The sequence below is a fragment of the Colwellia meonggei genome (assembly GCF_057537295.1).
The window spans coordinates 130370-157191 of the sequence record NZ_BAAJLZ010000001.1; the positions used below are offsets into that span (position 1 = coordinate 130370).

The 26822-nt window shown below is 38.8% G+C and carries 27 protein-coding genes; 15 read left to right on the forward strand and 12 right to left on the reverse strand.

The window, feature by feature from the left end; translation table 11 throughout:
• Nucleotide 1: 1 nt before the first annotated feature.
• A complete protein-coding gene (locus AC27E9_RS00640; protein ID WP_487126316.1) occupies nt 2-859 on the forward strand; it encodes a DMT family transporter in 858 nt (285 codons plus the stop codon).
• Here the strand turns inward: AC27E9_RS00640 and AC27E9_RS00645 are convergent.
• A complete protein-coding gene (locus tag AC27E9_RS00645; RefSeq protein ID WP_487126317.1) occupies nt 849-2354 on the reverse strand; it encodes a Ppx/GppA phosphatase family protein in 1506 nt (501 codons plus the stop codon). The two genes, AC27E9_RS00640 and AC27E9_RS00645, sit on opposite strands and share 11 nt — an antisense overlap.
• Nucleotides 2355-2357: 3 nt before the next feature.
• Entirely contained in the window at nt 2358-3623 is a 1266-nt protein-coding gene (gene rhlB / locus AC27E9_RS00650) for an ATP-dependent RNA helicase RhlB (RefSeq protein ID WP_487126318.1), read from the reverse strand.
• Between the two features lie 188 nt (nt 3624-3811).
• Between rhlB and trxA the strand changes: the two genes are divergently transcribed.
• Entirely contained in the window at nt 3812-4138 is a 327-nt protein-coding gene (gene trxA, locus AC27E9_RS00655) for a thioredoxin TrxA (RefSeq protein WP_085300150.1), read from the forward strand.
• Between the two features lie 189 nt (nt 4139-4327).
• Nucleotides 4328-5587, forward strand: coding sequence for a transcription termination factor Rho (rho, locus tag AC27E9_RS00660; RefSeq protein ID WP_487078195.1), 1260 nt, complete (start codon nt 4328-4330; stop codon nt 5585-5587).
• A gap of 60 nt (nt 5588-5647) precedes the next feature.
• Here rho and AC27E9_RS00665 read toward each other — a convergent pair whose 3' ends face one another.
• Nucleotides 5648-6145 (reverse strand): hypothetical protein, encoded by a 498-nt coding sequence (locus AC27E9_RS00665; RefSeq protein ID WP_487126319.1) that lies wholly within the window; start codon nt 6143-6145, stop codon nt 5648-5650.
• A 123-nt stretch (nt 6146-6268) separates the two neighbouring features.
• Here AC27E9_RS00665 and AC27E9_RS00670 point away from each other — a divergent pair, with 123 nt between their 5' ends.
• The 3 genes from AC27E9_RS00670 to fre all read left to right on the forward strand — a co-directional run bounded on the left by AC27E9_RS00670 (nt 6269) and on the right by fre (nt 9351).
• Complete coding sequence (locus AC27E9_RS00670; protein ID WP_487126320.1) at nt 6269-7018, forward strand: substrate-binding periplasmic protein; 750 nt, start codon at nt 6269-6271, stop codon at nt 7016-7018.
• Between the two features lie 101 nt (nt 7019-7119).
• A complete protein-coding gene (gene ubiD, locus AC27E9_RS00675) occupies nt 7120-8604 on the forward strand; it encodes a 4-hydroxy-3-polyprenylbenzoate decarboxylase (RefSeq protein WP_487126321.1) in 1485 nt (494 codons plus the stop codon).
• A gap of 51 nt (nt 8605-8655) precedes the next feature.
• Complete coding sequence (gene fre / locus AC27E9_RS00680) at nt 8656-9351, forward strand: NAD(P)H-flavin reductase (RefSeq protein ID WP_487126322.1); 696 nt, start codon at nt 8656-8658, stop codon at nt 9349-9351.
• A 184-nt stretch (nt 9352-9535) separates the two neighbouring features.
• Here the strand turns inward: fre and AC27E9_RS00685 are convergent, their stop codons facing one another.
• Complete coding sequence (locus tag AC27E9_RS00685; RefSeq protein WP_487126323.1) at nt 9536-10234, reverse strand: DUF2982 domain-containing protein; 699 nt, start codon at nt 10232-10234, stop codon at nt 9536-9538.
• A gap of 143 nt (nt 10235-10377) precedes the next feature.
• Here AC27E9_RS00685 and arfA point away from each other — a divergent pair, with 143 nt between their 5' ends.
• Nucleotides 10378-10575 carry an alternative ribosome rescue factor ArfA gene (arfA, locus tag AC27E9_RS00690; protein ID WP_487126324.1) on the forward strand — a complete coding sequence of 66 codons (198 nt, stop codon included), beginning with the start codon at nt 10378-10380 and terminating at the stop codon, nt 10573-10575.
• Between the two features lie 65 nt (nt 10576-10640).
• Here the strand turns inward: arfA and AC27E9_RS00695 are convergent, their stop codons facing one another.
• The 5 genes from AC27E9_RS00695 to cyaY all read right to left on the reverse strand — a co-directional run bounded on the left by AC27E9_RS00695 (nt 10641) and on the right by cyaY (nt 15331).
• Complete coding sequence (locus AC27E9_RS00695; RefSeq protein WP_487126325.1) at nt 10641-11828, reverse strand: heme biosynthesis HemY N-terminal domain-containing protein; 1188 nt, start codon at nt 11826-11828, stop codon at nt 10641-10643.
• Nucleotides 11828-13252: a uroporphyrinogen-III C-methyltransferase gene (locus tag AC27E9_RS00700; RefSeq protein WP_487126326.1), complete on the reverse strand. Its 1425-nt coding sequence runs from the start codon at nt 13250-13252 to the stop codon at nt 11828-11830. The genes AC27E9_RS00695 and AC27E9_RS00700 overlap by 1 nt, the downstream gene beginning before the upstream one ends.
• An 81-nt stretch (nt 13253-13333) precedes the next feature.
• Nucleotides 13334-14077 carry a uroporphyrinogen-III synthase gene (locus AC27E9_RS00705; RefSeq protein WP_487126327.1) on the reverse strand — a complete coding sequence of 248 codons (744 nt, stop codon included), beginning with the start codon at nt 14075-14077 and terminating at the stop codon, nt 13334-13336.
• Entirely contained in the window at nt 14064-14996 is a 933-nt protein-coding gene (gene hemC / locus AC27E9_RS00710; RefSeq protein WP_487126328.1) for a hydroxymethylbilane synthase, read from the reverse strand. The genes AC27E9_RS00705 and hemC overlap by 14 nt, the downstream gene beginning before the upstream one ends.
• Nucleotides 14997-15010: 14 nt before the next feature.
• Nucleotides 15011-15331, reverse strand: a complete 321-nt coding sequence (gene cyaY / locus AC27E9_RS00715; protein ID WP_487126329.1) for an iron donor protein CyaY — start codon at nt 15329-15331, stop codon at nt 15011-15013.
• Between the two features lie 110 nt (nt 15332-15441).
• Between cyaY and lptM the strand changes: the two genes are divergently transcribed.
• From lptM to AC27E9_RS00750, 7 genes are all read left to right on the forward strand, one after another.
• On the forward strand, nt 15442-15612 hold the full coding sequence (lptM, locus tag AC27E9_RS00720) for an LPS translocon maturation chaperone LptM (protein ID WP_487126330.1): 171 nt from the start codon (nt 15442-15444) through the stop codon (nt 15610-15612).
• Nucleotides 15613-15684: 72 nt separating this feature from the next.
• Nucleotides 15685-16932, forward strand: a complete 1248-nt coding sequence (lysA, locus tag AC27E9_RS00725; protein WP_487126331.1) for a diaminopimelate decarboxylase — start codon at nt 15685-15687, stop codon at nt 16930-16932.
• Nucleotides 16933-16952: 20 nt separating this feature from the next.
• The gene (dapF, locus tag AC27E9_RS00730; protein ID WP_487126332.1) at nt 16953-17783 is read left to right on the forward strand and encodes a diaminopimelate epimerase; all 831 of its coding nucleotides are present in this window, start codon (nt 16953-16955) and stop codon (nt 17781-17783) included.
• Complete coding sequence (locus AC27E9_RS00735) at nt 17780-18505, forward strand: DUF484 family protein (protein WP_487126333.1); 726 nt, start codon at nt 17780-17782, stop codon at nt 18503-18505. The genes dapF and AC27E9_RS00735 overlap by 4 nt, the downstream gene beginning before the upstream one ends.
• A 9-nt stretch (nt 18506-18514) precedes the next feature.
• Nucleotides 18515-19240 (forward strand): HAD-IA family hydrolase, encoded by a 726-nt coding sequence (locus AC27E9_RS00740; RefSeq protein WP_487126334.1) that lies wholly within the window; start codon nt 18515-18517, stop codon nt 19238-19240.
• A gap of 218 nt (nt 19241-19458) precedes the next feature.
• Nucleotides 19459-21633, forward strand: coding sequence for a DNA helicase II (gene uvrD, locus AC27E9_RS00745; RefSeq protein WP_487126335.1), 2175 nt, complete (start codon nt 19459-19461; stop codon nt 21631-21633).
• A 25-nt stretch (nt 21634-21658) separates the two neighbouring features.
• Nucleotides 21659-22918, forward strand: coding sequence for a diguanylate cyclase (locus AC27E9_RS00750; protein ID WP_487126336.1), 1260 nt, complete (start codon nt 21659-21661; stop codon nt 22916-22918).
• A gap of 93 nt (nt 22919-23011) precedes the next feature.
• Here the strand turns inward: AC27E9_RS00750 and rarD are convergent, their stop codons facing one another.
• Together rarD and AC27E9_RS00760 are read right to left on the reverse strand one after the other, a co-directional pair.
• The gene (gene rarD, locus AC27E9_RS00755; protein WP_487126337.1) at nt 23012-23923 is read right to left on the reverse strand and encodes an EamA family transporter RarD; all 912 of its coding nucleotides are present in this window, start codon (nt 23921-23923) and stop codon (nt 23012-23014) included.
• A 78-nt stretch (nt 23924-24001) separates the two neighbouring features.
• A complete protein-coding gene (locus tag AC27E9_RS00760; protein WP_487126338.1) occupies nt 24002-24457 on the reverse strand; it encodes a thioesterase family protein in 456 nt (151 codons plus the stop codon).
• Nucleotides 24458-24584: 127 nt separating this feature from the next.
• Between AC27E9_RS00760 and recQ the strand changes: the two genes are divergently transcribed.
• A complete protein-coding gene (recQ, locus tag AC27E9_RS00765) occupies nt 24585-26384 on the forward strand; it encodes a DNA helicase RecQ (protein WP_487126339.1) in 1800 nt (599 codons plus the stop codon).
• A 136-nt stretch (nt 26385-26520) separates the two neighbouring features.
• On the opposite strand, the gene AC27E9_RS00770 is transcribed toward recQ, so the two are convergent.
• Nucleotides 26521-26820, reverse strand: a complete 300-nt coding sequence (locus AC27E9_RS00770) for a c-type cytochrome (protein WP_487126340.1) — start codon at nt 26818-26820, stop codon at nt 26521-26523.
• Between the last annotated feature and the right edge of the window lie 2 nt (nt 26821-26822).

Consider the following 26822-nt stretch of genomic DNA (forward strand, 5'->3'; position numbering starts at 1 on the left):
GATGACAAGTTATCGCACTGCAATGATCGCGCTACATAGCGCGGTTTTATTATTTGCCCTATCAGGTTTATTCGCTAAATGGTTAACCGTTTCGGCTAGTGTTATTGTTTTTGGTCGAGCAGCTTTTGCCGCTATAGCGCTGGGAGTTTTTATCCGTGTTATAAAAGCTCAATCGTTAATTATAAGCAATAAATATATAGTACTTATGGCAGTCACTGGCGCGGTTCTAGCACTACATTGGTTAAGTTTCTTTTACGCTATTCAGGTGTCTAGTGTTGCTATTGGTTTGATCACTTTTGCGACATTTCCTGTTATTGTCAGTGTTTTTGAACCATTATTTTTTAAGTTATCTTTTCGTAAAGACTCCTTAACTCAAGCTCTGCTAACTTTAATTGGCGTAGCACTTGTTTTACCTTGGGAGGAGCTTACAACGAGCACACTAGATGGCATATTTTGGGGTTTTATCTCGGCACTATTGTTTGCCATATTAGCCATTTTGAACCGTAAATATGTTCGAAAAATATCACCACAACACGTTGCGTGTTACCAAAATCTATTTGCTAGCTTACTCTTAATTCCCGTGATCTTGTTTAATGATTTTGAAATTACATTTACTGAGTTGTCGTTGCTGGTGCTTCTAGGTGTTGTATTCACTGCTCTGGCGCATAGTCTTTACAATTTATCGCTTACACGTTTACATGCCTCTACTGCCAGTATTGGTGTATCCTTAGAGCCTATTTATGGTATTGTTGCCGCGAGTATATTTCTGAATGAGTTACTGACACCGTTAATGATATTAGGGGCCAGTATAGTTATCTTTGCAAATGTTTGGGCGGCGAAAAAAGCTATTAACAGCTAATTGTTAAAGTTATGTCCACACAGCTAAGGTGATGGGATTCTTGCTGTAATTCATCGGCGATTAATGGATGTTGGGATAACCAAGTATTAGGTACAGTTAGCTGAATTGCTTTTTCTGTAACGTTTACTACGCAATCAGGCAAGGGTTCATTAGTGCGTCGGCGACATAAAACAATGGCTAAACGAAGTAAAGTTAACAGCTTTTTTGCTTGAGGGATATTCACTGCCGATTGCTCGACTAACACTTTATGTTCAATTTCGCCTTTATATAACTTTACCAACATGACTAACAGTTGGCGATCGGTAAAACTAAAACCAGGCAAGTCAGCATGATTTAATATATAGGCGCTATGGCATTGATGATTTTTATACGCTAACAACAGGCCAGCTTCGTGTAGATCACAACTTGCTAATAAAATTTTATAAGCATTATCTCTCGGTAATTGCCAGCTAGAACTTACCTGGAGAAAGAGTTTCTCAACTTGATGCTTGACATTGTTTGCATGTGCTTGGTCAATATGGAATCGTTGAGATAATGCATTTATTGTTCGCTGACGAATGTTAGTGTCGCGGCTATTAGGTAGCATCTCATAAAGCAACCCCTCTCTCAGTGCGCCACTAGAAAGCTCTAACTTTTCAATAGAAAATTGCTTAAATAAGGCGATTAAAATGGCTAAACCGCTTGCAATTACAGGGCTGCGTTCTGATGACAGGCCGACAATGTTTATCGCGTTTACATTTTCAAAATTGAGTAATTCTTGCTGAATTTGATATAAAAAGTTTAGGGAAAGTGTTGTTGGTTTATGTTGATAAATCAGAATTTCTGCGAGCGCTTGCATGGTACCTGAACTACCTAAAACGCACTGCCATCCGATATTTAAATATTCATCTCGAATAGGTTTAATAACTTGCTCGGCCGCACTGATAGCCTGAATAAAGTTATTTTTGCTTATGGTACCGTTTGGAAAAAATCGTTGATTGAAGGTAACACAGCCAATGTCGAGACTTAGGGCTTTTTTTACTTCAAAACTGTGTCCTGCAATGATTTCGGTACTTGCACCACCAATATCCAAAATTAGTCGTTTGTCGGCACTACAACTGGTGTGTGCAACACCCAAATAAATATTCTTCGCTTCTTCAATGCCACTTAATAAGTTTATTTTGTTGGCTAAAATTTGCTCAGCTTGAGCAATAAATAAGTCGCGATTAACCGCCAGCCTCAATGTTGCAGTGGCAACAATACGAATATTTTGTGCAGGAATATCCTGTAAGCGTTCAGCAAAAAAATTTAAGCACTCTAAGCCTTTTGCCATTGCTGACTCAGACAAAATGTTATTGTTATCTAAGCCTGATGCTAAACGAACCTTACGTTTCACTTTGTCGACAACTTGCACGCTATCAGCAAGTTGTCGAGTGATCAGCATATGAAAGCTGTTAGAGCCTAAGTCGATCACCGCATACAGAGGCGATAAAGACTCTTCTTTGGTGAACGCCATGAACTAACGGTTCCTTTGTTGCCTATTACCACCGCTACGACTGCGGTTCTGACCACCATTATGAGGTTTATGGCGACGTTGACGAGGTTTAGGTTTTGGTAAATCTGTTAGTAAGGCGTCATGATCATATTTACTCACAGGCAGTGCATGTTCAATGTAGGTTTCAATGGCTGGCAAGTTAAATACATATTGTTCACAGGCTAAACTAATGGCATGGCCTGTCGCCCCTGCTCTACCTGTACGTCCGATACGATGAACATAATCTTCGCAGTCGTCTGGCAAGTCGTAGTTAAAAACATGTGTTACCGCTGGAATATGTAAACCGCGAGCGGCAACATCTGTAGCAACTAATATGTCGAGTTGCCCGGCAGTAAACTGCTCTAAAATCTTAAGGCGCTTCTTCTGCATAACATCGCCAGTTAATAAGCCTACGCGAATTTTATCGGCATCAAGGTGTGCATGTATTTTTTCACAAACGTGTTTAGTATTGGCAAATATAATTGCTTTCTCTGGCCAATCCTCTTCAATCAATGTTTGTAGTAAAGGCATTTTATCTTCGTTTGAAGGATAAAATAGCTCTTCTGAAATACGAACATTGGTTTTTTGCTCTGGCTCAACTTCAACACTGTCAGGCTCATTCATGTGTTCAAATGCTAATTCTTTAACACGAAATGATAACGTTGCTGAAAATAGCATGCTTAAACGTTCAGTTGCGACCGGCATTTTTCTAAACATATAGCGAATGTCTTTAATAAAGCCTAAATCGAACATACGATCGGCTTCATCAAGCACTACTGCTTCAATATTGTTTAGGTTATAAACGCCCTGTTTTAAGTAATCAATTAAGCGGCCACAAGTACCAATTAAAATATCAACACCTTGCTCTAATTCCTGGCGTTGACTTTCGTAACCTTCACCACCATAAACACAACCTAAGCGTAAGCCAGTGCTTTTGGCCATTTCAATGGCATCGCGGTGAATTTGAATAGCAAGTTCACGTGTTGGTGCCATGATAAGGGCACGAGGTTGATTATGGGTAACATCTTTCTTTTGTAATAAATGATGAAATGTTGCCGCTAAAAAGGCGATGGTTTTACCTTCACCTGTTTGTGCTTGACCAGCAATATCTTTACCGGTTAGCAGAATAGGAAGAGACTTTGCTTGAATTGAGGTGCAATATTCAAAGCCCATTGATTCGAGGCCAGTAACTACTGTTGGCTCGAGCTTAAGTTCCGAGAACTTTATTTCAGTTAAGTGTGTTTTTTTCATACCGCTAGCTTAACAGGTTACGCTATTTAATAGAAACGAGAATTAGTGAATTTCATTGTTATATTGACACTATTAGTTGATTTTGAAATTAAATGCCCATAACTGTTATATATGATTGTTGGTAATTCAAGATGATGAAGGTATAATCTTAACCAATTGGCATAGTGCCACCATTAATGGAGATATAAATGAGCGATAAAATTGTTCAGTTAACTGATGATAGTTTTGACTCTGATGTGATCAATGCATCAGGCCTTGTTCTAGTTGATTTCTGGGCTGAGTGGTGTGGTCCATGTAAAATGATCGCGCCGTTGTTAAACGACGTTGCTGAAGAATACGCTGACAAGGTGACTGTTGGTAAATTAAACATTGACCAAAATTCAAATACTCCGCCTAAGTATGGTATTCGTGGTATTCCTACCTTGTTACTATTTAAAGATGGCGTAGTTGCAGATACTAAAGTTGGCGCCCTATCTAAAACTCAACTTAAAGAGTTTATTGATAACAACTTGTAATAAAAAGGTCCGATTTTCGGGCCTTTTTGTTTTTTAGTCAAAGATCAAGCATGTGATCCTTTACCTGTTTTGTTTTTAGTGCTAAGTTTAACATTCGAAAGAAAATAACATTTCAAAAATCATACTCAAACATTCTAAATTGCCAAACGGCACAGCATAACAACCTAAATAGTTTAAGAAACCTCCACTATGAATCTTACCGAACTTAAAGAAAAAACCATCAATGAATTGGTTAAACTAGCTGAATCTATGCAGCTAGAAGACCTAGCAAGAACACGTAAACAAGACATTATTTTTGCAATTCTTAAAAAGCATGCTGAAAATGACAACGACATTTTCGGTGGTGGTGTTTTAGAAATACTGCAAGACGGCTTTGGTTTTTTGCGTTCGGCAGACTCATCGTATTTAGCGGGTCCTGATGATATTTATGTGTCTCCAAGCCAGATTCGACGCTTTAGTATGCGTACCGGTGACACTATTCATGGCAAGATTAGAGCACCTAAGAAAGGCGAACGTTATTTTGCCCTGCTAAAAGTTACAGAAGTAAACTTTGACCGCCCAGAAAACTCTCGTAATAAAATCCTTTTTGAAAACTTAACGCCGATTCATCCAACTGATCGTATTACCATGGAACGTGGTAATGGCTCGACAGAAGATATTACAGCACGTGTTCTAGATTTAGCGTCGCCAATTGGTAAAGGTCAACGTGGTTTGATTGTTGCTCCGCCAAAAGCTGGTAAAACGCTATTGCTACAGAATATTGCGCAAAGTATTGCTCATAATCATCCTGAAGCAGAGTTAATGGTTTTGCTTATCGATGAGCGTCCGGAAGAAGTTACAGAGATGCAGCGCTTAGTTAAAGGTGAAGTAGTTGCTTCAACATTTGATGAGCCAGCAAATCGTCATGTGCAAGTTGCTGAAATGGTCATTGAAAAAGCCAAGCGTTTAGTTGAACACAAAAAAGACGTAGTGATTCTACTTGATTCAATCACTCGTTTAGCGCGTGCATATAACACGGTTATTCCATCGTCTGGTAAAATCTTAACTGGTGGTGTTGATGCTAATGCTTTACATCGTCCAAAACGTTTCTTCGGTGCCGCTCGTAATATTGAAGAAGGTGGCAGCTTAACTATTATTGCTACGGCGTTAGTTGAAACTGGCTCTAAAATGGATGAAGTTATTTACGAAGAATTTAAAGGTACAGGTAATATGGAATTACACCTTTCTCGTAAGATCGCTGAAAAACGTGTATTCCCAGCTATTCACTTTAACCGCAGTGGTACTCGTCGTGAAGAGTTGTTAACTAAGCCTGATGAATTACAAAAAATGTGGATTTTACGCAAGATTGTTCATGAAATGGGTGAAATTGATGCGATGGAGTTTATGATTGATAAACTTGCGATGACGAAAACGAATAATGAGTTTTTTGATTCAATGAAACGTCAATAGACTTAGTTGTTAACATAAAAATGCCAGCAAATATGCTGGCATTTTTTATGTCTGATAATATTATTTTTCGATGTTTTTTGTATAAAGGCCATCAAAGGCTGTTTGCCAAGTTTTGCCATTATCTTGGCTAAATTGCCAATGTTGCTGAACGGTACCATCTTTATGCGGCGTCCAACTTATTTTATTTATTACTACTTCTTGGTTTTGCCCTATGGTTTCTCCTGTCATCACCATTGAACCTTTCTCGATACCACCTTGCAATTGTAGCAGTAAACCTGAGCTATCTGTCCAAGTTTGATGCCATTGCTTGGTTTGTTTATCGTAAATATTAAGGCTTTTTCCAACATAGCCACTTGGCGAACTATATTCTTCTATAATTGTGCAGCCATTATTAACTTTATTTATGGTATTAAAGCGGGTGATATTATCGGCTGAGCTTGTTACATGCCATTTTCCTAGCCAAAAATCGAATGCTTGATAGTTTTCATCACTACAGTTTGCATGTGCGATATTTGGCACTAAAAAGAAAACAAACAGTGTATAAAGTGCTTTTTTCATTAAAACGAATCCTTGATAATGATTTTCTAAGTTGTAAATGAACTTGTATAAAAATTATACGACAAATTAAAGTTAATAGTGTAGTATGCGCATTTTTTTTAATCATATGCTGTTATTTTAATCATGCAAAGACCATTTATGCGTTGTGCTGCTGTTTTTTGTCTATTGATATCACTTGTTAGCTATCGCGCGCTAGCATTTGAAGAGCAAGTAGATATTCACATCAAAGTGGTAACAGAAGACACCTTTCCCGTGCAGTATATTGAAAATGGAGTAATTACCGGCCCAGCGACAAAGCTCGTGGAACAAGTGTTAATTACCGCTAACCTTAAATACGATATTGAAGTGTTACCTTGGGCTAGGGCTTATTATTTAGCAAGAACAGAGCCTAATGTGCTTATTTACTCATTAGCTAGAACTCCTGCACGAGAAAAACATTTCAAATGGATTGGGCGTATCATGGCATTAGATTACTATTTGTACGGTGCGGTTGACGCAAATATTGGTTTTAGTACACCAATAGCAGCTTTAAAGAACTATCGTATCGGTACAGTAAGAGATAGTGCTGTTGATCAGCATTTAAGAGCTAATGGCTTTAAAAATTTAACAACCGTTGTACAAGGCACACAAAATTTCCATTTATTTGCACAGAAGCGAATTGACTTATTACCAGCGAACCAATCAAGTTTTCAGGCGATATGCCTGCAATATGCTTTTAATTGCGAGGCGCTAAAACCTTTGTATAAGCTAGATATTTCGTCAATTGATTTATTTATGGCATTTAGTAGGCTTAGTAGCGATCATATCGTTGAGAAGGTTCATAGTGCATATCAACAAGTGATGAAAAAACGAAAAGCATTGCTGGCGCTTTAGTTAAATGAATATTACTGATTAAAGAATGATATTAATTGGTATTAGCGTTCTTTGGCTTGTTACCGTTATAATGCATGAAAAATTTTTAGTCTATATCGATTATGAAATACAGTGATTTAAGAGATTTTATCGATCAACTTGAGAATTTAGGCCAGTTAAAACGTATTAGTCAGCCTATTTCTACTGATTTAACTATGACAGAAATCAGTGATCGTACTCTGCGCCAAGAAGGTCCCGCATTATTATTTGAGAACCCAGTTGATAAAGATGGTAATCCGCATGGTATGCCTGTTTTAACTAACTTGTTTGGTACCCCTGAACGTGTTGCACTTGCCATGGGTCAAGAAAATGTTAGCGCCTTACGTGATGTTGGCAAGTTGTTAGCGACATTAAAAGAGCCTGAACCACCAAAAGGCTTTCGCGATGCTATGGATAAGTTGCCGCTTTATAAGCAAGTGCTAAATATGCCTGTTAAAGTGGTCAAGAAGCCAGTTTGCCAGCAAGTTGTTATTGAAGGTGATGATGTTGATTTAACTAAATTACCTATTCAAAAATGTTGGCCAGGTGATGTTGCACCACTCATTACTTGGGGTTTAACAGTAACGAAAGGCCCACACAAGGAACGACAGAATTTAGGTATTTATCGTAATCAACTTTTGGGTCGTAATAAAGTGATAATGCGATGGTTATCACATCGTGGCGGCGCATTAGACTTTCAAGAATTTAAAAAAGCATTTCCAGGGGAGAAGTATCCAGTTGCCGTGGCGTTGGGAGCTGATCCTGCCACTATTTTGGGCGCAGTAACCCCGGTTCCTGATACGCTATCTGAGTATGCTTTTGCTGGCTTGCTACGTGGAAGTAAAACCGAAGTGGCAAAATGTATTAGCAACGAATTGGAAGTACCTGCTAGCGCTGAAATTGTTTTAGAAGGTTACATTGACCCAGAAGAGTTAGCTCCTGAAGGTCCATACGGTGATCATACCGGTTATTATAATGAAGTTGATGACTTCCCAGTGTTTACTGTTACACACATTACTCATCGTAAAGAGCCTATTTATCACAGTACTTATACTGGCCGTCCACCTGATGAGCCAGCTATTTTAGGTGTGGCATTAAATGAAGTGTTTGTACCTATTTTGCAAAAGCAGTTTCCAGAAATTCAAGATTTCTATTTACCGCCAGAAGGCTGTTCATACCGTTTAGCGGTTGTAACCATTAAAAAGCAATATGCTGGTCATGCGAAACGGGTGATGATGGGCGTATGGTCATTCTTGCGTCAATTTATGTATACCAAATTTGTTATTGTTTGTGATGATGACGTCAATGCGCGTGATTGGAAAGATGTGATTTGGGCAATGACCACTCGTATGGATCCAAGCCGTGATACTGTATTAATAGAAAATACACCGATAGATTATTTAGATTTTGCTTCTCCTGTTTCAGGGTTAGGTTCTAAAATGGGCATGGATGCCACTAATAAATGGCCTGGCGAAACTGACCGAGAATGGGGTGAACCCATTGAAATGACACAATCAGTTAAAGACCAAGTAGATGATATTTGGCATGAACTAAATATTTTAAATTAGATAAATTAAACACCTACTTTTTGCCATAAAGTAGTCATAAGGTAATAATTAATGAATGAGATTAAATGTCAGGTAGCGGCAATAATGCCGTTAACAGAGTATGTTTATAAAGTGCTGTTAAAGCCAAATCAAGCGGTTGATTTTGCTGCCGGACAATATCTAAACTTTGTTATGAGTGATGAAGACAAGCGACCATTTTCTATTGCTAGTGCACCTGGAGCAGAGTTAATAGAATTGCAAATAGGTGCCTTTGGTTCGGATAGTTACCCAATGCAAGTCATTGAGCGCATTAAAGCCAATACTGAAGTGACTATTGAAATGCCGTTTGGTAATGCACAATTGCGTGAAAGTAGTGAACGTCCGTTATTGCTTATTGCCGGTGGCACGGGATTTTCGTATATAAAATCAATGTTTGAACACTTAGTGAATAAAAATTCACAGCGTGAAGTTATTGTTTACTGGGGCTTACGTGATCCAAGTGCTTGTTACGAATTAGAAGAAACTGCTGCCATGATCAAGCAATTGGCTAATGGTAAATTTATTCCGGTCATCGAAACACCGCATGATGATTGGAACGGTAAGTTAGGTATGGTGCATAAAGTGGTCATGAACGATATTGATAATTTAGCTGATTTTGATATCTACTTAGCGGGGCGCTTTGAAATGGTTGGTGCTGTGCGCCAAGATTTCGTAGCAAAAGGCGCGTTAGTGGAACATATGTTTGCTGATGCCTTTGCGTTTATTTAATTACAATATTTTACCAGACATTAATAAAGCTGAGCACCTAGTGCTCAGCTTTTTTATTTTCAGAATGAACAGTACGAAGTGATCGAACCGATGTGAAAAACCGTCAATGTTCAAAATAAGTTACTGGCATATAGATATCGAATAAATTCAATATGATGTGTATTATCTATAGTCAAGGTTAGATCTATAAATATGGCACTTTTTCTTTAGCATTATTTAAGTAGTCATTTGCTAAAACTACAAAGTTATTAACCGGACTATTTAGGTTATTGGCCGCAATAAATATGTGCGCGCCATATGCCTGACGTAGTATTTCACAGTGATGTAAAAATGCTGCTAATGGTCCTTTAATAATCTCACCATTCTTCAATCGGAAAGGCTCAAAGTTTATTATACCTTGCTCGAAAGTGATTAAATTATGCTTAATGGCATATTGAATTAAGGGCTTTTGTTCATGAATCAGTCGATTCGCAAGGCGTAAAGAAATATTATTTACCAGCACATCGACACAAGGCAACTTTATACCGACATAGTTTAACTCCTCTCTAGTTACACCGACCGTATTTGTTACGCTATGTACGTTATGTATTTGATGCCATGAAAGTTGCCATTTTCCATGACGGTGATAAAAGCTTATATCTTCAGTTTTAAGAATTAAACTGTGTTGAGGTTCGGCTAATTTTAGTAAACCAATAAATATAGCGACACCACTAGTTAAGAGCATGAACATTAACGGAAAGCGCGCTTGCTGCCAAAAATAGCTAGATAAAAGAGCCACTAGCAATAAAGCAATAAAGCCCATTAAGGTGATAAACATGCCGTGATGTCGAGCTATAGCTTTTATTTTAATCGTTTTTTCTGGTCTCAGAGCAGGCGACTTCATAAGGTAATTGCAAACTGAATAATTTTCATGAGTGTTTATATATTACGCATATTTGGTTGCTTAAGATATAATGCGTTTTGAGAATGAATATTGGTATTTATTCTCCATTAACCAAAGTAATAATTTAAAAAGGAACTAGCTTTATGGCTAAAAAAAATAAAGTTCAGCGAAACAATGCTGGATGCGAACTAGGGCGAGGAATTATAAAGGATAATTTTCTAGCAGCAGTGGTCACTTCTCGACTGTATAAGCAACAAGTTATTAATGCTAAAAAAGGAAAGGGCTCGTATCAGCGTAAGCAAAAACACAAAGGACAAGAGTCCTATTTAATAGCAGCCTAAAAGGCTTTTATTAAATAGGGCTTTTATCATTTTGTGGTAGCAAGTGATAACGATTATATTCGTGTTTATGTATGAACTTTACGTAAAACTTGATTAGCTTTTTCTAGTTGATTTTGATGTTCTAACACTTCGGAAAAAGCCAATAAATCCACGTTGTCGTAAGGTGTGCCTTCAAGGTTAACCAAAGTATTAAATGCTTTTTCAGCTAAAGGCCATTGCTGAGAAAATACTGCAAAATGTGCAACAAGTGACAGCCAAAGAGCATTGTGTGGGTCACTATGTAAATGCTTTTGCGCAGCAGAAATTAAGTCATCAGCTTGTGTTATTGGTAAGCTTCTTATTGCTTTTAACAACTTGATATCAGCGCTTTTTTTAATTACCGGTAATAGTATTTTTGCTAAGGGTTGGTGAATATTGTTTTCGGCTAATACCTGACAATAAGCTAGAACAATGACATCAACTTGTTTAGTTTTTCTCGGCAATTGTTGCCAGTATTGAGTTAATGCATTGTTGTCATGTTGTGTTATCTGTTGATTAAAAGCGCCATAGAATGCAATGTTCTGCCACTGAGTAATGGTTGTTGAAGTAATCGTTTTTTGTTTCTTTGCCGCACTCAATTGCTTAATAACGTAGTCAAAGCGCTTTTCGATTAAGCTTAGTTCTATTTCTAATGACAATAAACGAGCATCATGGCCAATATGCTTGTGATGTTGATCAATAACCTCACGTGCCTGTTGATAATTTTGCTGACCGATCAGTAATTTAATTTTAATTAAAATGGCTTCCAAACCTGCCGCTTTTAACGTGTCACTACTTTTCTCTAGTAATGTTAAATAGTGTTCGGTGTTAGGTTTTAACGCTTGTTTTTGTGCGGCATCAGCAGCAACTAAATAAGCAATATGCTCTAATGATGATGCATCAGCCGACTTTGCCAATAAATGCTCAGCTTGTTTGTAGTCGCCTAATACATAAGCCGCAATACCTTTGTTTAAATCGCGTAATGCACGGCGACGGCTAGCAAAGGCCACTTTATTCCAAGCAGCAAAGCTGAAATTAATACCACCACGAAATATTTTCAATGCAATTAACAGCGTTATAAACGCTAGAATCAGCATGATAGAGGCTGATATTACTGTAGACTCTATGGTTAGATCGCCCATTGCAATTAAGATATAGCCTTTTTCGTCGATTAAAAATGGGCTTAGGGCTACTGCCGCAAATATTAATAGCAATAATAAAAAGAGTCGTTTCATTATGCTTCCTCACGCGTATCTATTTTATTCTCATCATTAGACTGCTCGGTTGCTGGTTCAGCTTTACTTTCGCTCTTGAAACTTTCAGAGTTTTCTATATCAGTCTTATCAGGTTGTGTAGTTTGCGTTTGCTCGGAAAGCAAATCACGAATGCTAGCTAACGATGCTAATTTTATCGGATATTGAGCACTAATCGTTGCTTTATCGAGTGCTGTAATAGCTTTAATAAAGTTCTGGTTGCTTATAACGCTCATATCAAAGTAATCGATCAACCAAGCACTGATATCTGTGAGTGATTGCTGATAAATTTCAGTATTGTTTTTACTTGCCGCCCAAATAGCTGTTTGTATTTTCAAGTTTAAATTTTCACGTAAATTTTGTTGAAACTTTGGTGACATTAAAGGCTCTACATTGCCTGTTCTTCGGCTTACCGTAATAAAGTCAGCAGTAAATTTTTTCCATGATTTCGCTAAATTTTCACGCCAATCACTCGTGTTTTCTGTTAGCTCTAAATCACTTGCTTTCTCGTCATTACTTGGAATTTTCACCGTAGCTAAAGGTAGTCGTTCAATTTGTTGGGCGAGTGCCATCAATTTCAGTATCACTTCATCGGTGTCTAATTTTGGCAACAGTTGCAGGCTAGTAATGTCTTGTTGAATCGTTTGGCGTAATGGTAAATATTGCGGATCATTAAGCTCTTGAATACGTTGCTCTGCGTCATTTAACAGGCCAATTGCTGCAGTGGTGTCTTTTTCTAACCATAAGGTGCGCGATGCGATACGAATTAAATACTCGGCTTCGTGTAATAACCAATCACTTGGTTGATTCTGAATTAAACTTGCCATTTGTCGTTTAACTCTAGCGAGCTCTTGCTGCTGCTCAGAGATATTGTTCAGTGTATCGTGTTGAATGCTTTTTTCTATGGCTTTTAACTGCGCACTGCTTTGCTGATTTTGTTGCTGAAGTTGCTGTGAAATCTGTGTTTGATTTAATTGCAGTTGTTTTTGAAACTCAGTATTTAATTGTTTTGTAAACTGTATTTTTTGTTGCTCTGCCCAAAAGTAATGCACAACGCTGGCAGCAATTGCCAGCAAAGCAAGAAGCAATGCCAATACTGCCGTTTTTGATAGTTTATTTGGTTTTTCAGCTGCTATAGTTGCGGAAGTTTTTGCTGAAGAAGCCGCAGATGATTTATTCACAGGTGTTTTACTCTTATCATTGATTTTTGCAGTAGTAGATACTTTTGTTTTTTTGATGTCGGTATCGGCTTTATTTTCTGGTGTTTTACTACTTTTGGTTGTTGTTAAATTTATCGACGCAGATAGGCCTTGCTGATTTTCTGAACGCTCAGCGCTAGAACTACTTGAGGTAGTCTTATTGTCTTGGTTGCTATTTTCTTGCTTGGGCTGATTTTTATCGCTCATGACTGATCCTATCTTACATGTTGGCGCAGGTGTTTGCCTTTCTAACTAATTGCTCATTGAGAGCACTATAATTTTATATTCTTAAAATAACGCCAAAGACAGTGCTTGAGAGATAGCGTGTTTATTAGCACCATCAGCGTTAATAACCCGCTTTAGCCCTAATTTTTCGGCGTTTTTAGCAATGCGCTTGCTTGCCACTAACCAAATACAATCATCTTGCCAGTAACTGTCTGAATCTTTAACTAAGTTTACTATGAATTCCAATAAAGCGTTACTGGTAACTAAGATACAATTTATCCGCTGTTGTTGCCATGATTTGATGACACTAACAGGGAAATTTCGCCAAACACGTCGATAACTTTCAAAATAATGAACATTGGCACCACGGGCCGTTAGTGTTTCGGCAATTAATTCTCGTCCACCATCACCGCGAATAATAATAACGTCTTTGGTATTAACATTATTTAGTCGTGGTAAGGCTAATAGCCCTTCACTGTCGTGTTGCTCAGGTATGCTTGCTGAGACATATACCGTTTTGAGCTTTTGCTGTGTTGCACTTCCTACTGCAATAACATCTGATACTGGCCATTGCGCAATAGGGATAATTTTTTCAGCAAACTCAACTGCGGCGACACTGACAAAAATAATGATAGGTGCTGCTAATTGGTGTTGTAAGTTTGTAAGTTGTTCGAGTGTATCTTTGGCTTGATAATCAAAAAAAGGCTGACAATGACTTGCAATACCCTGGCTTTCAAGGTGTTGTTGGAGTTCACGCCCAGCAGATTCTGGGCGCGAAATTAAAATATTAATCTTATTGTTGGTCATAAACCTGGCGAAGAATTTTATCTGCGCCATCTGCTAATAATGTTGTTGCCAGATCGTTACCAAGCTGTTCGGCATCGGCAGTTTTGCCGCGTACTTCACTGGTTAAAATTTCGCTGCCATCAACCGCACCTACTAAACCGCGTAAATAAACTTCGTTATTTTCAATAATGGCGTAGCTGCCAATTGGTACCTGACAACCGCCTTCAAGTGCTCTGTTCATGGCTCGTTCTGCGAGTACGCGAATGCGTGTTTCTTCACAGCCCAGTGGCGCAAGTAGGTTTTTAATGATGTTATCGTCAGTTCGGCACTCAATACCGACTGCACCTTGGCCATTTGCTGGTAGCATAACTTCTGGAGCAATAAATTCACGAATACGCTCAGGCATTTCTAAGCGAATAAGACCAGCTGCCGCTAAAATAATCGCATCATATTCGCCGTTATCTAGTTTCTTAAGGCGAGTATTTACATTACCGCGTAAATCACGAATATCTAAATCAGGACGTAATGCTTTAATTTGGCATTGGCGACGTAAGCTTGAGGTACCAACAATGGCGCCTTGTGGTAAATCTGCGAAGCTTGCAATGGTATTTGAAACAAAAGCGTCACGAGGATCTTCACGCGGACAAATAATTTCTAAGCCTAAGCCTTCCGGAAACTCTACCGGTACATCTTTCATTGAGTGTACGGCAATATCGGCGCGGTTTTCTAACATTGCCACTTCAAGTTCTTTAACAAATAGTCCTTTACCACCAACTTTAGCAAGTGGAGTATCAAGAATAATGTCACCTTTAGTGGTCATAGGGACTAATTCCACGTTAATACCTGGATGAAAGTGCTCAAGTTGCGCTTTCACGTACTCTGCTTGCCATAGTGCTAAGGCACTTTTTCGCGTTGCAATACGAACTGTTTGTTGAGTCATTTCGGTTACCTTATTTATTGTGCAGACAGGACAATGGTTTCTTCTGCTTGTTTACTTACTGCGTCAGATAGAAACTGCCATAGTTCATCGCCGCCACGCTTATCAAGCCACTGATCATTTTCAAAGTGAAAGTGGTGACCATTAAATTTCGTTGCTACCCATATTTCGTGTAATGGTGCTTGTTTGTTAATGATGATTTTAGTCGCATTCTTAAAGGTTAGCGTGAGCAAACCACCAACCCCTTCATAATCGATATCGCAGCCGCAATCTTCAATGGCTTCTTCTACTGCCAATAAGATATCATCGGCGGCTAAATTGTATTGACTATCATTCATTAACTATTCCTTTTTACCTAAGTGTTATGATTGTTTAATCTTTGCTTGGTAATTATTGGTCATGGGATTATAAAACGTCTATCATGGGAAAAAAATCGAATAAATCAATTATGCGTAAACAAATTGCAATTATTTTCATCAGTTTGCTTAGTTTAGCCACAACATCCGGCTGCGGTATTAAAGGACCTTTATACCAAACTCCCGAGCAACAGCAAGAAAACTCGTCTAAAACAAACGATGAAACCAATAAAAACAGTGAAAATACTAAGCTGACTAATTAATTAGCGCACATAGCAAAGATATTAGCAGCGGTATTATTTATTAAACGAGTATAAAATAGTAGGAATAGTTCCTTGGACTTTTTCAATCGTAAACAAAAAACCTTGTTTGCTGAACAATGTTCGGTACCTGCATTAGCAAAAGAATACGGCACGCCGCTTTACGTTTATTCTAGAGCGACTATTGAGCGACATTGGCATGCCTTTGATCAAGCTGCAGGCGATCGCCAGCATTTGGTGTGCTATGCGGTGAAAGCCAATAGTAATATTGCCGTACTCAATGTGATGGCGCGTTTGGGCTCAGGTTTTGACATTGTTTCAAAGGGCGAGCTATTACGCGTACTGGAAGCCGGTGGCGACCCTAAAAAGGTAGTTTTTTCTGGTGTGGGGAAAACGTCGGATGAAATTGCTTTTGCACTCGATTTAGGCATTTACTGTTTTAATGTTGAGTCGGCTGCAGAGCTAGAGCGTATTCAAGATGTTGCTAAAAACCTAGATTTAGTCGCGCCAATATCACTGCGTGTTAACCCTGATGTTGATGCCGGCACACATCCTTATATTTCTACTGGCTTAAAAGAAAATAAATTTGGTATCAGTATTGATAAAGCGCCTGAACTATACGCGTATGCCGCGTCTTTATCGCACGTGAATATTCAGGGAGTTGATTGTCATATTGGTTCTCAATTAACAGAAATACTGCCATTTTTAGATGCTTTAGATCGCGTCTTGAAGTTGATTGATATACTCGACGCGCAAGATATTTCAATTTCACATATTGATGTCGGTGGTGGTTTAGGTGTTTGTTATGATAATGAACAACCACCGCACCCAAATGAATATGCTAAAGCTATTGCTGACAAACTTGCTGGCCGTAAACTAAGCTTAATTTATGAGCCAGGCCGTGCAGTTATGGCAAATGCCGGCATATTAGTGACGGAAGTAGAATATATAAAAACCAGCGAAGATAGAAATTTTGCAATCGTTGACGCGGCAATGAATGACCTCATTCGTCCTTCTTTATATCAAGCTTGGCAAGCAATTATTCCCGTAGAACAACGTAGTGATATTACTGAAGCTCAATATGACGTAGTTGGACCGATTTGTGAAACCGGTGATTTTTTAGGTAAAGAACGTAATTTAGCAATTGAGGCCGGTGATTTATTGGCAGTGCGAAGTGCTGGTGCTTACGGGTTTACCATGAGTTCAAATTATAACAGTCGACCGCGAGCAGCAGAAGTGATGGTTGATGGCGATAAGAGCCACTTGATTCGACAACGTGAAACCTACAGCCAACTGTGGCAAGGTGAACACTTATTACCGTGATGGTGTGAGAATAAATAGTAATGTTAGTAAATTTTTCTAAAATGCACGGCTTAGGTAATGACTTTCTGGTGCTTGATAATGTCACGCAAAATGTTTATTTGTCGAATGAACAAATTAAGCAATTAGCGGACAGAAATTTTGGTGTTGGCTTCGACCAAGTATTGGTGGTTGAGCCGCCGTATGATCCTGATTTAGATTTTCACTATCGTATTTTTAATGCTGATGGTAGTGAAGTGGGTCAGTGTGGCAATGGTGCTCGTTGCTTTGCTAAGTTTGTACGGTTAAAGAATCTAACCAATAAAAACAAAATTAGAGTTTCCACCCAATCGGGCAAAATGACATTATTCATTGAACGTGACGGTAATGTCTCAGTTAATATGCCAGTGCCGCAATTTGAGCCAAATAAAATCCCTTTTACCGCCCAAAAAGCCGAGGGCACATACATACTGCGCAGTGAAGAAGAAACCGTATTGTGTGGTGTTGTATCGTTAGGTAATCCGCATTGTGTACTCACTGTTGATGATGTTAAACAAGCGCCGGTTGAGAAGCTTGGTAAGGCTTTATCGCATCATGAGCGTTTTCCAAAACAAGCAAATGTGAGTTTTATGGAAGTGGTTTCGATGGAATATATCAAACTACGAGTATACGAACGCGGTGCTGCAGAGACTCTTGCTTGTGGCAGTGGTGCTTGTGCTGCAGTTGTTATTGGGCAAATGCAAAAGAAACTTAATCGACAAGTTTTAGTCGACTTGCCTGGCGGCCAATTAAAAATTTATTGGAAAGGGCCAGGTAACTCCGTGAAAATGACAGGTCCGGCGGTTCATGTATTCGACGGGCAAATTAACTTATGACACAAGATAAAAATAAATCTATGCAATCAAAAGAACCTCTATCATCTAGTGAAGCTGAGATGATATCGAACGATATTAGTTTAACCGATGAATTGGTGGTGACTTATTTACAAGATCACCCTGAATTTTTTAATCGCCAAGCTGAGTTTGTCACGGGCTTACGCTTACCTGATCATCAGCGTGGCGTAGTTTCTTTAGTTGAGCGCCAATTGTCACAACAGCGGCAAAAAATTCATAACCTAGAAGAAGAGATCACTCAATTAATGGTGATCGCTAATCAAAATGAGCAATTATTCGCCCTTTACAGTGACTTGTACTTACGATTATTAGATTGTTCAACCGCTGAAGAACTCTTGGATTGTTTGCACTTAGCTACGACGCAATTATTATCATTAGATGCGTTAAAACTATGGCTAGCTAAACCAACTAAGGTTGAACATAGTTCTATTGTTGACTCGGACTGTAGTGAAATTGTTGAAAGTAAATTAAGCAAAGATGGCTATTACTTTGGCCGTTTACAGCAAAGTGAACAAGAGCTGATTTTTGCTGAACCAACGCAAGGTTCTGTAGTATTAGTACGACTAACGCACCATGATCAAGATATTGGCTTTTTAGCAATTAGTAGCCGTGATGCCGAGCATTTTGATCCAAGAATGGATACTTTGCTACTTAACCAATTTAAAAAGTTGGTGGCTAAATTACTTCATCAGCAACTTTACTAAGTAAAGTTAATGAGATTTTATCGTCGTTTATTACCGTTTCAGGCTATTAGCTTTGATTTGGACGATACCTTGTATAGTAATCACCCGATAATGTTAGCGACCGACAAAAAAATGGTTAGCTATTTTGCTCGGGTGTTGTCAGACTTTGGTATCGATACCATGAAAAATATTTATAACTTTCGTTTTTGGTTTCCATATCGTCAGCAAGCTATTTCACGTTGGCCTAGGCTAAAACACGATGTTGGTTTATTGCGTCAAAAAAGTTATTTTTTAGGGGCGCAAGCGTTAGGGCTAAATAGTAATGCTGCAACGGAAGTTGCTGACGCAGCCTTAGCTTATTTTGTTGAGCAACGTAGTAATTTTACTTTACCTCAAGCTACCCATGATTTTCTCGCTTATCTTAAAAGTAAAAAACCATTAGTTGCTATTACCAATGGTAATGTTGATACCGATAAAATTGGTATCTCCCAGTATTTTACACACCACTTTCATGCTTCAATTGAAAACCGCTTAAAGCCAGATGCCGATATGTTCAATAAAACCTGTATGGCATTGAATATTAGTGCTCAACAGCTATTACACGTTGGTGATTGTGGTAAAAATGACGTTTTGGGCGGCGTTAATGCTGGTTGTCAAACAGCCTGGTTAAATAAATATTCTGTTGGTAAGCCATTAAAAATCATACCCACCTTAATGCTTGATAACGTTGAGCAATTGACAAAAGTTGTTGGCTAAAGTGAATTCTAAGTAAACCTCAGCAGTATCAAGTTTACATATAGCTTTAAGCCGCCGCGCTAAATTTTAACTAAACTTGTTATAATACAAGGCTCTACTTTTCATTGTTAATGTCGAAGCTATATTGGAAATAACAATATAATTATCAATAGCGTTATTAATAAAGTGCTGAGCTTGCTATGATAGCGCCATATTTTTGTTATTAATTTTTACCTGTTATGGACGTTTCTGAATTACTTGATTCGCTAAATGATAAGCAACGTGATGTTGTGGCCGCACCCTTACAAAATATGTTGGTGCTTGCCGGTGCGGGCAGTGGTAAAACACGAGTTTTAGTGCAGCGCATTGCTTGGTTGATGAAAGTTGAACAAGCCTCTCCTCATAGTATTTTAGCGGTAACTTTTACCAACAAAGCTGCTGCAGAAATGCGTGCTCGCGTTGAGCAAACTGTTGATGGTAATGTTCATGGCATGTGGGTTGGCACTTTCCATGGTTTAGCGCATCGTTTGTTGCGCATGCACTTTCAGGAAGCGAAATTACCGCAAAGTTTTCAAGTATTAGATTCTGATGATCAATTACGGTTAATTAAGCGTATTGTGCGTTCATTAGAGCTTGATGAAAAACGTTGGCCAGCGAAACAATTTCTTTGGTATATCAATGGTAAAAAAGATGAGGGCTTGCGTCCTCAGCATATTGATACTCAGTTCGATGTTACTGAAGAAATGTTTGTTAAGGTTTATCGTGTTTATCAAGATACCTGTGATCGTGCCGGCTTGGTCGATTTTGCGGAATTATTGCTAAGAGCCCATGAGCTTTGGTTGAATAACCCTGAATTGCTACAACACTATCAACAGCGTTTTTCACACCTACTTGTTGACGAGTTTCAAGATACCAACGCCATTCAATATGCTTGGCTAAATATGCTTGGCCAGAAAAGCGGTAATGTCATGATTGTGGGTGATGATGATCAATCTATCTATGGCTGGCGTGGTGCAAAAATTGAGAATATTCAACGATTCTTAAAAGATTTTGATGGCGCAAAAACCATTAAACTTGAGCAAAATTATCGTTCGACTGCCAATATATTAACAGCCGCAAACCAATTAATTGGTAATAACAATAATCGCCTAGGTAAGGATTTATGGACTGATGGTGATGCTGGTGAAAAAATTTCTATTTATACTGCCTTTAATGAAATTGACGAAGCACGATTCATTGCAGGTCGCATTGCCGATTGGCAAAAAAATGATGGCTCGCTTGATGATGTTGCTATTTTGTATCGTAGCAATGCTCAATCGCGATTAATGGAAGAAGCGCTTATTCAAGCCCAATTACCATATCGAATTTATGGTGGCCTGCGATTTTTCGAACGTCAGGAAATTAAGGACGCTTTGGCGTATTTACGATTATTAAATAATCGTGATGACGATGCTGCTTTTGAACGTATTATTAATACGCCGGCTCGAGGTATAGGTAATCAAACCTTAAGTTTAGTGCGCGACGCGGCGCGCAGTTTAGAGTGTACTTTGTGGCAAGCGTGCCAACATATGATGCAAAATGAACAACTTAAAGGGCGTAGCGCTAAGGTTATTCAACAGTTCATTCATTTAATTGATCAACTAGAAGATGATTCATGTAATTTAAACTTAGATCAGCAGGCCAATTTTGTTATTCAACATTCCGGTTTGAAAGCTATGTATCAAGCGGAAAAAGGCGAGCGTGCTGAGGCGAGAATTGAAAACTTAAATGAATTAGTTACCGCTTGTCAAACCTTTGAGGTTGATCCAGAGTTAGAAGAAGAGCAAAGTGAACTAACGGCGTTTTTAACCCATGCTGCATTGGAATCAGGCGAATCACAAGCAGATGATTATGAAGCTGCGGTGCAACTAATGACCATGCACTCAGCCAAAGGTTTGGAGTTTCCATTAGTTTTTATTGCCGGTTTAGAAGAAGGTATGTTCCCTTCGCAGCAATCGGTAGAAGATATAAGCCGCTTAGAAGAAGAACGTCGCTTGTGTTACGTTGGTATGACACGTGCTATGGAAAAGTTGTACTTGTGTCATGCCGAAAGTCGTCGTTTATATGGCCAAGAAAAATATCACAAGCCAAGTCGTTTTCTTAAAGAACTACCTGACAAGTGTACTGAAGAAATTCGTATGCAAAATCAAGTGAGTCGTCCGAAAACTACGGGACGATTTTCATCAACCATTACTTTAGAAACTTTTGAGAGCACAGGCTTTAAATTAGGTCAAAATGTTCGACATAAGAAATTTGGTGACGGGGTTGTGTTAAATTATGAAGGCAGTGGTGCGCAAAGTCGTATTCAAGTAAATTTTGCAGATGTAGGTAGTAAATGGCTGGTTGTCGCCTATGCTAATCTAGAAGCGTTATAAAAAAGAGCGAGGAAGTAGGATTATTATGTCAAAAAAGTTGTTAGTAGTGGAAGACAGTCGTCCGATAGCTCGTGTTATTAAGCAAATTGGTGAAGCATTAAATTATCAAGTCACTGTAGCAGCGAGCTTGGCGGAAGTAGAGGCGATATTACAAGGCGGTGAAAATGAATTTTTCGCTGCAACCATAGATTACGCATTGCCTGACGCTACTGATGGTGAAGCTATCCCATGTATATTGTCTCACGGTATTCCTGGTGTGGTAATGACAGGGAAAATGGATGATGCTACTCGGCAGAAAATTTTATCCCAACCCGTTATTGATTATATTCCAAAAGAAAACAGCCAAGCATTTTTGTATTTAAAGCGCATTTTACATTGGCAGTTAACTAACCAAGGTAATGGTATTTTGGTGGTTGATGATTCATCGTCGGCGCGAAACCATGTTGTTGAATTATTGAAACGTCGTAACTTTAATGTTTATGTTGCTGAAAATGGTCAGCGAGCGTTAGAAGTGTTAGCACAGCACAATGATATTAAAATGGTGATTACCGACCTTGAAATGCCGGTAATGGACGGTATTGAGTTGACCAATGAAATTCGTAAACTCTATAGTCGCGAGCAACTTGCTATTATTGGAATTTCAGGGGCTAGTAATGGCGTACATTCTGCTCGATTTATTAAAAATGGTGCCGATGACTTCTTACGTAAGCCATTTTGCCCGGAAGAGTTTTATTGTCGAATTACCCAAAACATTGAAAGTTTGAACAATATTGAACAAATTCAAAAAGCAGCCAATACTGATTACCTAACTGAATTGCCGAATCGACGTGCCTTTATTCGCGATGCACAAGCCGCTATAGCTGAATTTACCGCAAATAAAACACCTTATGCGCTTGCTATGCTTGATATTGATTTCTTTAAACGTGTAAATGACAATCATGGCCATGACGCCGGTGATCATATTCTAAAAGTACTTGCCCTTTATATGCGCAAGCATTTCGGTAATGGCATTATCGCCCGATTAGGTGGTGAAGAGTTTGCTGTTGTTATCTCAGGAATCGATGAAGATCAGCTGTATAATCGTTTGGACGATTTTCGTCGTACCATTTCTGTGGCGCAAATATCATTTGAGCAACAGCACATTAGTTTTTCGGTGAGCTTAGGTGTGGTGTTTAATAGTGAAGAGCAACTTGCTAAGCAAATGAGTGTTGCCGATGGCGCGTTATACTATGCAAAAGAAAATGGTCGTAACCAAGTCAGTATTGTTGGTGCTACTGAGGAATAAACATTTCTCTGGAAAGCGCGTATACGATAGTTAATTCTAGATAGAAAAAAGCAGTGAGTTTCACTGCTTTTTTTATTTGAAAGGTTATCTGTTTTAACTTGTAGCTACTTTTCTTGAATTTTTTCGTGCCTTAATTGAGTCAATGCTGAAAATTGCTAGTGCGGTCCAAATACAGGCAAAAGTAACAAGTTTGGCAAAATAAAGTGGCTCTTGATAATAAAATGTCGCTAATACAAACATAATACTTGGGCCAATATATTGGAAGAAACCTAAGGCAGAAAGTGTCATGCGTTTAGCGGCAGCAGTAAAGCACAGTAATGGTGCTGTAGTAACGATACCTGCACATATTAATGTGGTATTTAGCGACCAGGTATTGTTTAAAATATTACTAGTAGAGGTTTCGAGAAATAGCAGCCAGTACACAATTGCGATTGGCAGCATCATTAATGATTCAATTAATAATCCCACAAAAGAATCAACATGCATCTTTTTCCGCAATAAGCCATAAATACCAAATGTGCCTGCTAATGCAAGTGAGACAATGGGTAATGAGCCGATCATTACTAGCTGAATAAGCACGCCAATAAGCGCTAAAATTACTGCAAATATTTGCCAAGGTCGTAAGCGCTCACCGAGAAAAACAACACCCAAAGCGACACTAAATAACGGATTAATGTAATAGCCTAAACTCGCGTCTAACAGATGGTCGTTATTAACGGCCCAAATAAACATAAACCAGTTAACACCTAAAAACGCTGCTGATATCGTCAAACGTATTACCATGCTAGGTTGGCTAATAACGCTGACAAAACTACGCCATTTCCTAGAAATAAGAACTACTAATAAAAGTAATAGTGTTGACCAAACCACGCGATGAACAAGAATCTCATCAGTGCCTATGTGCTGAATAAGTTTAAAATAAAGCGGCGCTATGCCCCACATAGTATAGGCGCTTATGGCACTGATAATTCCGCCACGTAGGGCCGTTTGTTGCGTAGTTGACATGAGATACTAATTTGCGCTGGTGATATTCAATGAAGTGCAATGATATCATTAATCACGTTGAGGAAGCATCAATGTTAATTAGCCCACCATATAGGTACCAGTACCAAAGGCAATATGATCCCCTTGCTCATTATGCATTTCCATTCGGGCAACCGCGACTTTATTGCCACTTCGGATGATTTTTGCTGTTGCAACAAAAAGCTCGCCGCGGCCTGGTCTGAGAAAATCAGTGCGTAAGTCAATAGTACTTAAACGGCTAAGGCTTTGCGATATTACTTCCGGTGTTAGCGTTGGTAATTGCATTAAAATATTAGCTGCCGCAACTACGCCACCAGCAAGATCAAGTGCCGATGCCGTAACACCACCATGAAGAATTTTTTGTTCCGGATTACCAATAAGTTTATCGTGCCAATTAATGCTAACGGCTGATTCTTGAGCATTAAAGCGTGTTATTTCTAGTCCCAATAGCTTATTGAATGGCATAGCTTGGTTCCAATAATGTGCTATTTGTTGAAATGATTCTTCCTGTGTCATGATATATCCTTCTGGTCGGATGAGATTAAAGAATAACAATATTTATTGAGATTATGAAAATAATTCTCTGCACATAGCAGCGACTGGGTTAAAATGGCGGCTGATTTAACCTAGCGAAGATTATCTGTTGCACGCGACATCATCCACAACATTGACTGAAGCCTTGAAGCATCATTTCGGCTATCAAGCGTTTCGCCCCGGACAAGAAGAAATTATTCAACAGGCACTACAGGGCAGAGATAGTCTAGTATTAATGCCGACCGGTGGCGGTAAGTCGATGTGTTATCAATTACCGGCCACAATAATGTCAGGCGTCACTATTGTTATCTCACCATTAATTGCTTTAATGAAAGATCAAGTGGATGGTTTGATCAGGCAAGGTATCTCTGCAGCGTATGTCAATTCGTCATTAAGCACTGAAACTATAAACGATATTTTTCAACGTTTAGGTCAAGGTGAAATTAAATTACTATATGTTGCGCCTGAACGTTTAAAAAATTATTACTTTATTCAAGGCTTGTCGCAGTTAAATATTAGCTTATTTGCCATTGATGAAGCGCATTGTATTTCTCAGTGGGGACATGACTTTAGGCCGGCTTACACTCAACTGCACTTATTAAAACAACACTTTCCCAATGTGCCATTAATGGCCTTAACAGCCACGGCCGATGTAACTACTCGACGTGATATCTTGCAGCAGCTTGCCTTAAATGATCCTTATATTCACCTTGATAGTTTTGACCGACCCAATATTCGCTTTACCTTGGCTGAAAAATATCAGGGTGAGCAACAAATTTTGGGTTATGTTAAAAAGCGCAAAGATGAATGTGGCATTATTTATTGTAATAGTCGTTGGCAAGTTGAAAAACTCGCAAAATCATTAGCGAGCTCAGGTGTTAATTGCGCGGCTTATCATGCGGGCTTAGAGGCCGAAATTCGCAATATTATTCAAGATAAATTTGCAAAAGACGACGTGCAAGTTGTTGTTGCGACTGTAGCATTCGGTTTAGGTATCAATAAGTCTAATGTCCGTTATGTTATTCATTATGAACCACCAAGAACGTTAGAATCGTATTATCAGGAAATTGGCCGTGCTGGTCGAGATGGCTTACCCGCCGAAGCATTATTTTTACATGATGATAAAGATGTGGAACGTATCAGTAAACGTATTGCTGAAGGTGAAAATGAACAACGCGTGAATGTTGAAATGCAAAGATTTCAAGCGATGCGAGGTTTTGTAGATGCACAAACTTGCCGACGCCGTGTTGTCCTTAACTATTTTGCAGAGTTTACTGAAAAAGGCTGTGGCAATTGCGATATTTGTTTAGATCCACCTAGCCAATTTGACGCCACACAAGCGGCCCAAAAGGTTTTGTCATGTGTTTATAGAATTGCACAGAGTGGTGATATTGAACATGTAATTGCCGTATTACGTGCAGATAGCAACGAAAAAGTACGTCAGTTTGAGCATGATAAAGTGTCAACCTTTGGTATTGGCAAAGATAAAACTCCGGGTTATTGGTTTTCTATTATTCGACAACTTATTCACTTGGGCTACTTACAACAAGATATCGCTGAACAATCAAATTTGTGCTTAACACAAGCTGCTGGCGATGTTTTAAAAGGGCAAAAGCCATTAATGCTTGCAGCTCCTCGACTACAAAAAGCAAGTTACTGGCAGCGAAATAAACAAGGAAAAGTATACGACCGAGCTTTATTCTCTAAGTTAAGGTCACTACGCAAAGAGATTGCTGAGCTAGAAGATATTGCGCCATTTATCGTATTTAATGATGCGACATTAGCTGAGTTAGCACGAGTTAAGCCGATGAGCTCTTCGCAAATGCTTAATATTAGCGGTATCGGAGATACTAAGCTTGCGCGTTATGGTGAACCCTTTCTATCACTTATTAAGCAGCACAGTAGTTAGGAAATTAAAGACAAAAAAAGCGCTAATTGCGCTTTTTTTAGAGATCGTACATCAGGTTGTGCTCACGTATTAGCGAAACCTAGATATGCACGAAAGTATGAAAGAGACAATCTTAATAATCGTCTATCACTTAACTTTACTTAAGGCTTGCGTAGTATGCTGCAATGTTTGCAACATCTTCGTCAGATAATGCCATTGCCATTGGTGCCATTACTGGATCTTTACGGCTACCCGATTTAAAATCTTTTAATTGCTTAGCTAAGTATGCTTCTTTTTGGCCAGCAAGGTTAGGATACATAGGAACAGCAGAAATACCTGCAGCACCGTGACATGCGGCACACATACCTGATTTAGCTTTACCGGCAGCTGCGTCGCCAGCGAAAACAGGTGAAGCCATCATAACAGTAGCAGCAACAGCTAAAGTAAGTTTTTTCATAA

What these genes read in the sequence shown, in the direction of transcription:
- fre (WP_487126322.1), top strand. Translation starts at nt 8,656, where the DNA reads ATGAATGAGATTAAATGTCAGGTAGCGGCAATAATGCCGTTAACAGAG.
- ubiD (WP_487126321.1), top strand. Translation starts at nt 7,120, where the DNA reads ATGAAATACAGTGATTTAAGAGATTTTATCGATCAACTTGAGAATTTA.
- cyaY (WP_487126329.1), bottom strand. Translation starts at nt 15,331, where the DNA reads ATGAATGATAGTCAATACAATTTAGCCGCCGATGATATCTTATTGGCA.
- hemC (WP_487126328.1), bottom strand. Translation starts at nt 14,996, where the DNA reads ATGACTCAACAAACAGTTCGTATTGCAACGCGAAAAAGTGCCTTAGCA.
- trxA (WP_085300150.1), top strand. Translation starts at nt 3,812, where the DNA reads ATGAGCGATAAAATTGTTCAGTTAACTGATGATAGTTTTGACTCTGAT.
- AC27E9_RS00665 (WP_487126319.1), bottom strand. Translation starts at nt 6,145, where the DNA reads ATGAAAAAAGCACTTTATACACTGTTTGTTTTCTTTTTAGTGCCAAAT.
- rhlB (WP_487126318.1), bottom strand. Translation starts at nt 3,623, where the DNA reads ATGAAAAAAACACACTTAACTGAAATAAAGTTCTCGGAACTTAAGCTC.
- AC27E9_RS00640 (WP_487126316.1), top strand. Translation starts at nt 2, where the DNA reads ATGACAAGTTATCGCACTGCAATGATCGCGCTACATAGCGCGGTTTTA.
- rho (WP_487078195.1), top strand. Translation starts at nt 4,328, where the DNA reads ATGAATCTTACCGAACTTAAAGAAAAAACCATCAATGAATTGGTTAAA.
- AC27E9_RS00645 (WP_487126317.1), bottom strand. Translation starts at nt 2,354, where the DNA reads ATGGCGTTCACCAAAGAAGAGTCTTTATCGCCTCTGTATGCGGTGATC.
- AC27E9_RS00735 (WP_487126333.1), top strand. Translation starts at nt 17,780, where the DNA reads ATGACACAAGATAAAAATAAATCTATGCAATCAAAAGAACCTCTATCA.
- uvrD (WP_487126335.1), top strand. Translation starts at nt 19,459, where the DNA reads ATGGACGTTTCTGAATTACTTGATTCGCTAAATGATAAGCAACGTGAT.
- AC27E9_RS00760 (WP_487126338.1), bottom strand. Translation starts at nt 24,457, where the DNA reads ATGACACAGGAAGAATCATTTCAACAAATAGCACATTATTGGAACCAA.
- AC27E9_RS00670 (WP_487126320.1), top strand. Translation starts at nt 6,269, where the DNA reads ATGCAAAGACCATTTATGCGTTGTGCTGCTGTTTTTTGTCTATTGATA.
- AC27E9_RS00740 (WP_487126334.1), top strand. Translation starts at nt 18,515, where the DNA reads ATGAGATTTTATCGTCGTTTATTACCGTTTCAGGCTATTAGCTTTGAT.
- AC27E9_RS00700 (WP_487126326.1), bottom strand. Translation starts at nt 13,252, where the DNA reads ATGAGCGATAAAAATCAGCCCAAGCAAGAAAATAGCAACCAAGACAAT.
- AC27E9_RS00750 (WP_487126336.1), top strand. Translation starts at nt 21,659, where the DNA reads ATGTCAAAAAAGTTGTTAGTAGTGGAAGACAGTCGTCCGATAGCTCGT.
- lptM (WP_487126330.1), top strand. Translation starts at nt 15,442, where the DNA reads ATGCGTAAACAAATTGCAATTATTTTCATCAGTTTGCTTAGTTTAGCC.
- AC27E9_RS00685 (WP_487126323.1), bottom strand. Translation starts at nt 10,234, where the DNA reads ATGAAGTCGCCTGCTCTGAGACCAGAAAAAACGATTAAAATAAAAGCT.
- dapF (WP_487126332.1), top strand. Translation starts at nt 16,953, where the DNA reads ATGTTAGTAAATTTTTCTAAAATGCACGGCTTAGGTAATGACTTTCTG.
- AC27E9_RS00705 (WP_487126327.1), bottom strand. Translation starts at nt 14,077, where the DNA reads ATGACCAACAATAAGATTAATATTTTAATTTCGCGCCCAGAATCTGCT.
- rarD (WP_487126337.1), bottom strand. Translation starts at nt 23,923, where the DNA reads ATGTCAACTACGCAACAAACGGCCCTACGTGGCGGAATTATCAGTGCC.
- AC27E9_RS00695 (WP_487126325.1), bottom strand. Translation starts at nt 11,828, where the DNA reads ATGAAACGACTCTTTTTATTATTGCTATTAATATTTGCGGCAGTAGCC.
- arfA (WP_487126324.1), top strand. Translation starts at nt 10,378, where the DNA reads ATGGCTAAAAAAAATAAAGTTCAGCGAAACAATGCTGGATGCGAACTA.
- AC27E9_RS00770 (WP_487126340.1), bottom strand. Translation starts at nt 26,820, where the DNA reads ATGAAAAAACTTACTTTAGCTGTTGCTGCTACTGTTATGATGGCTTCA.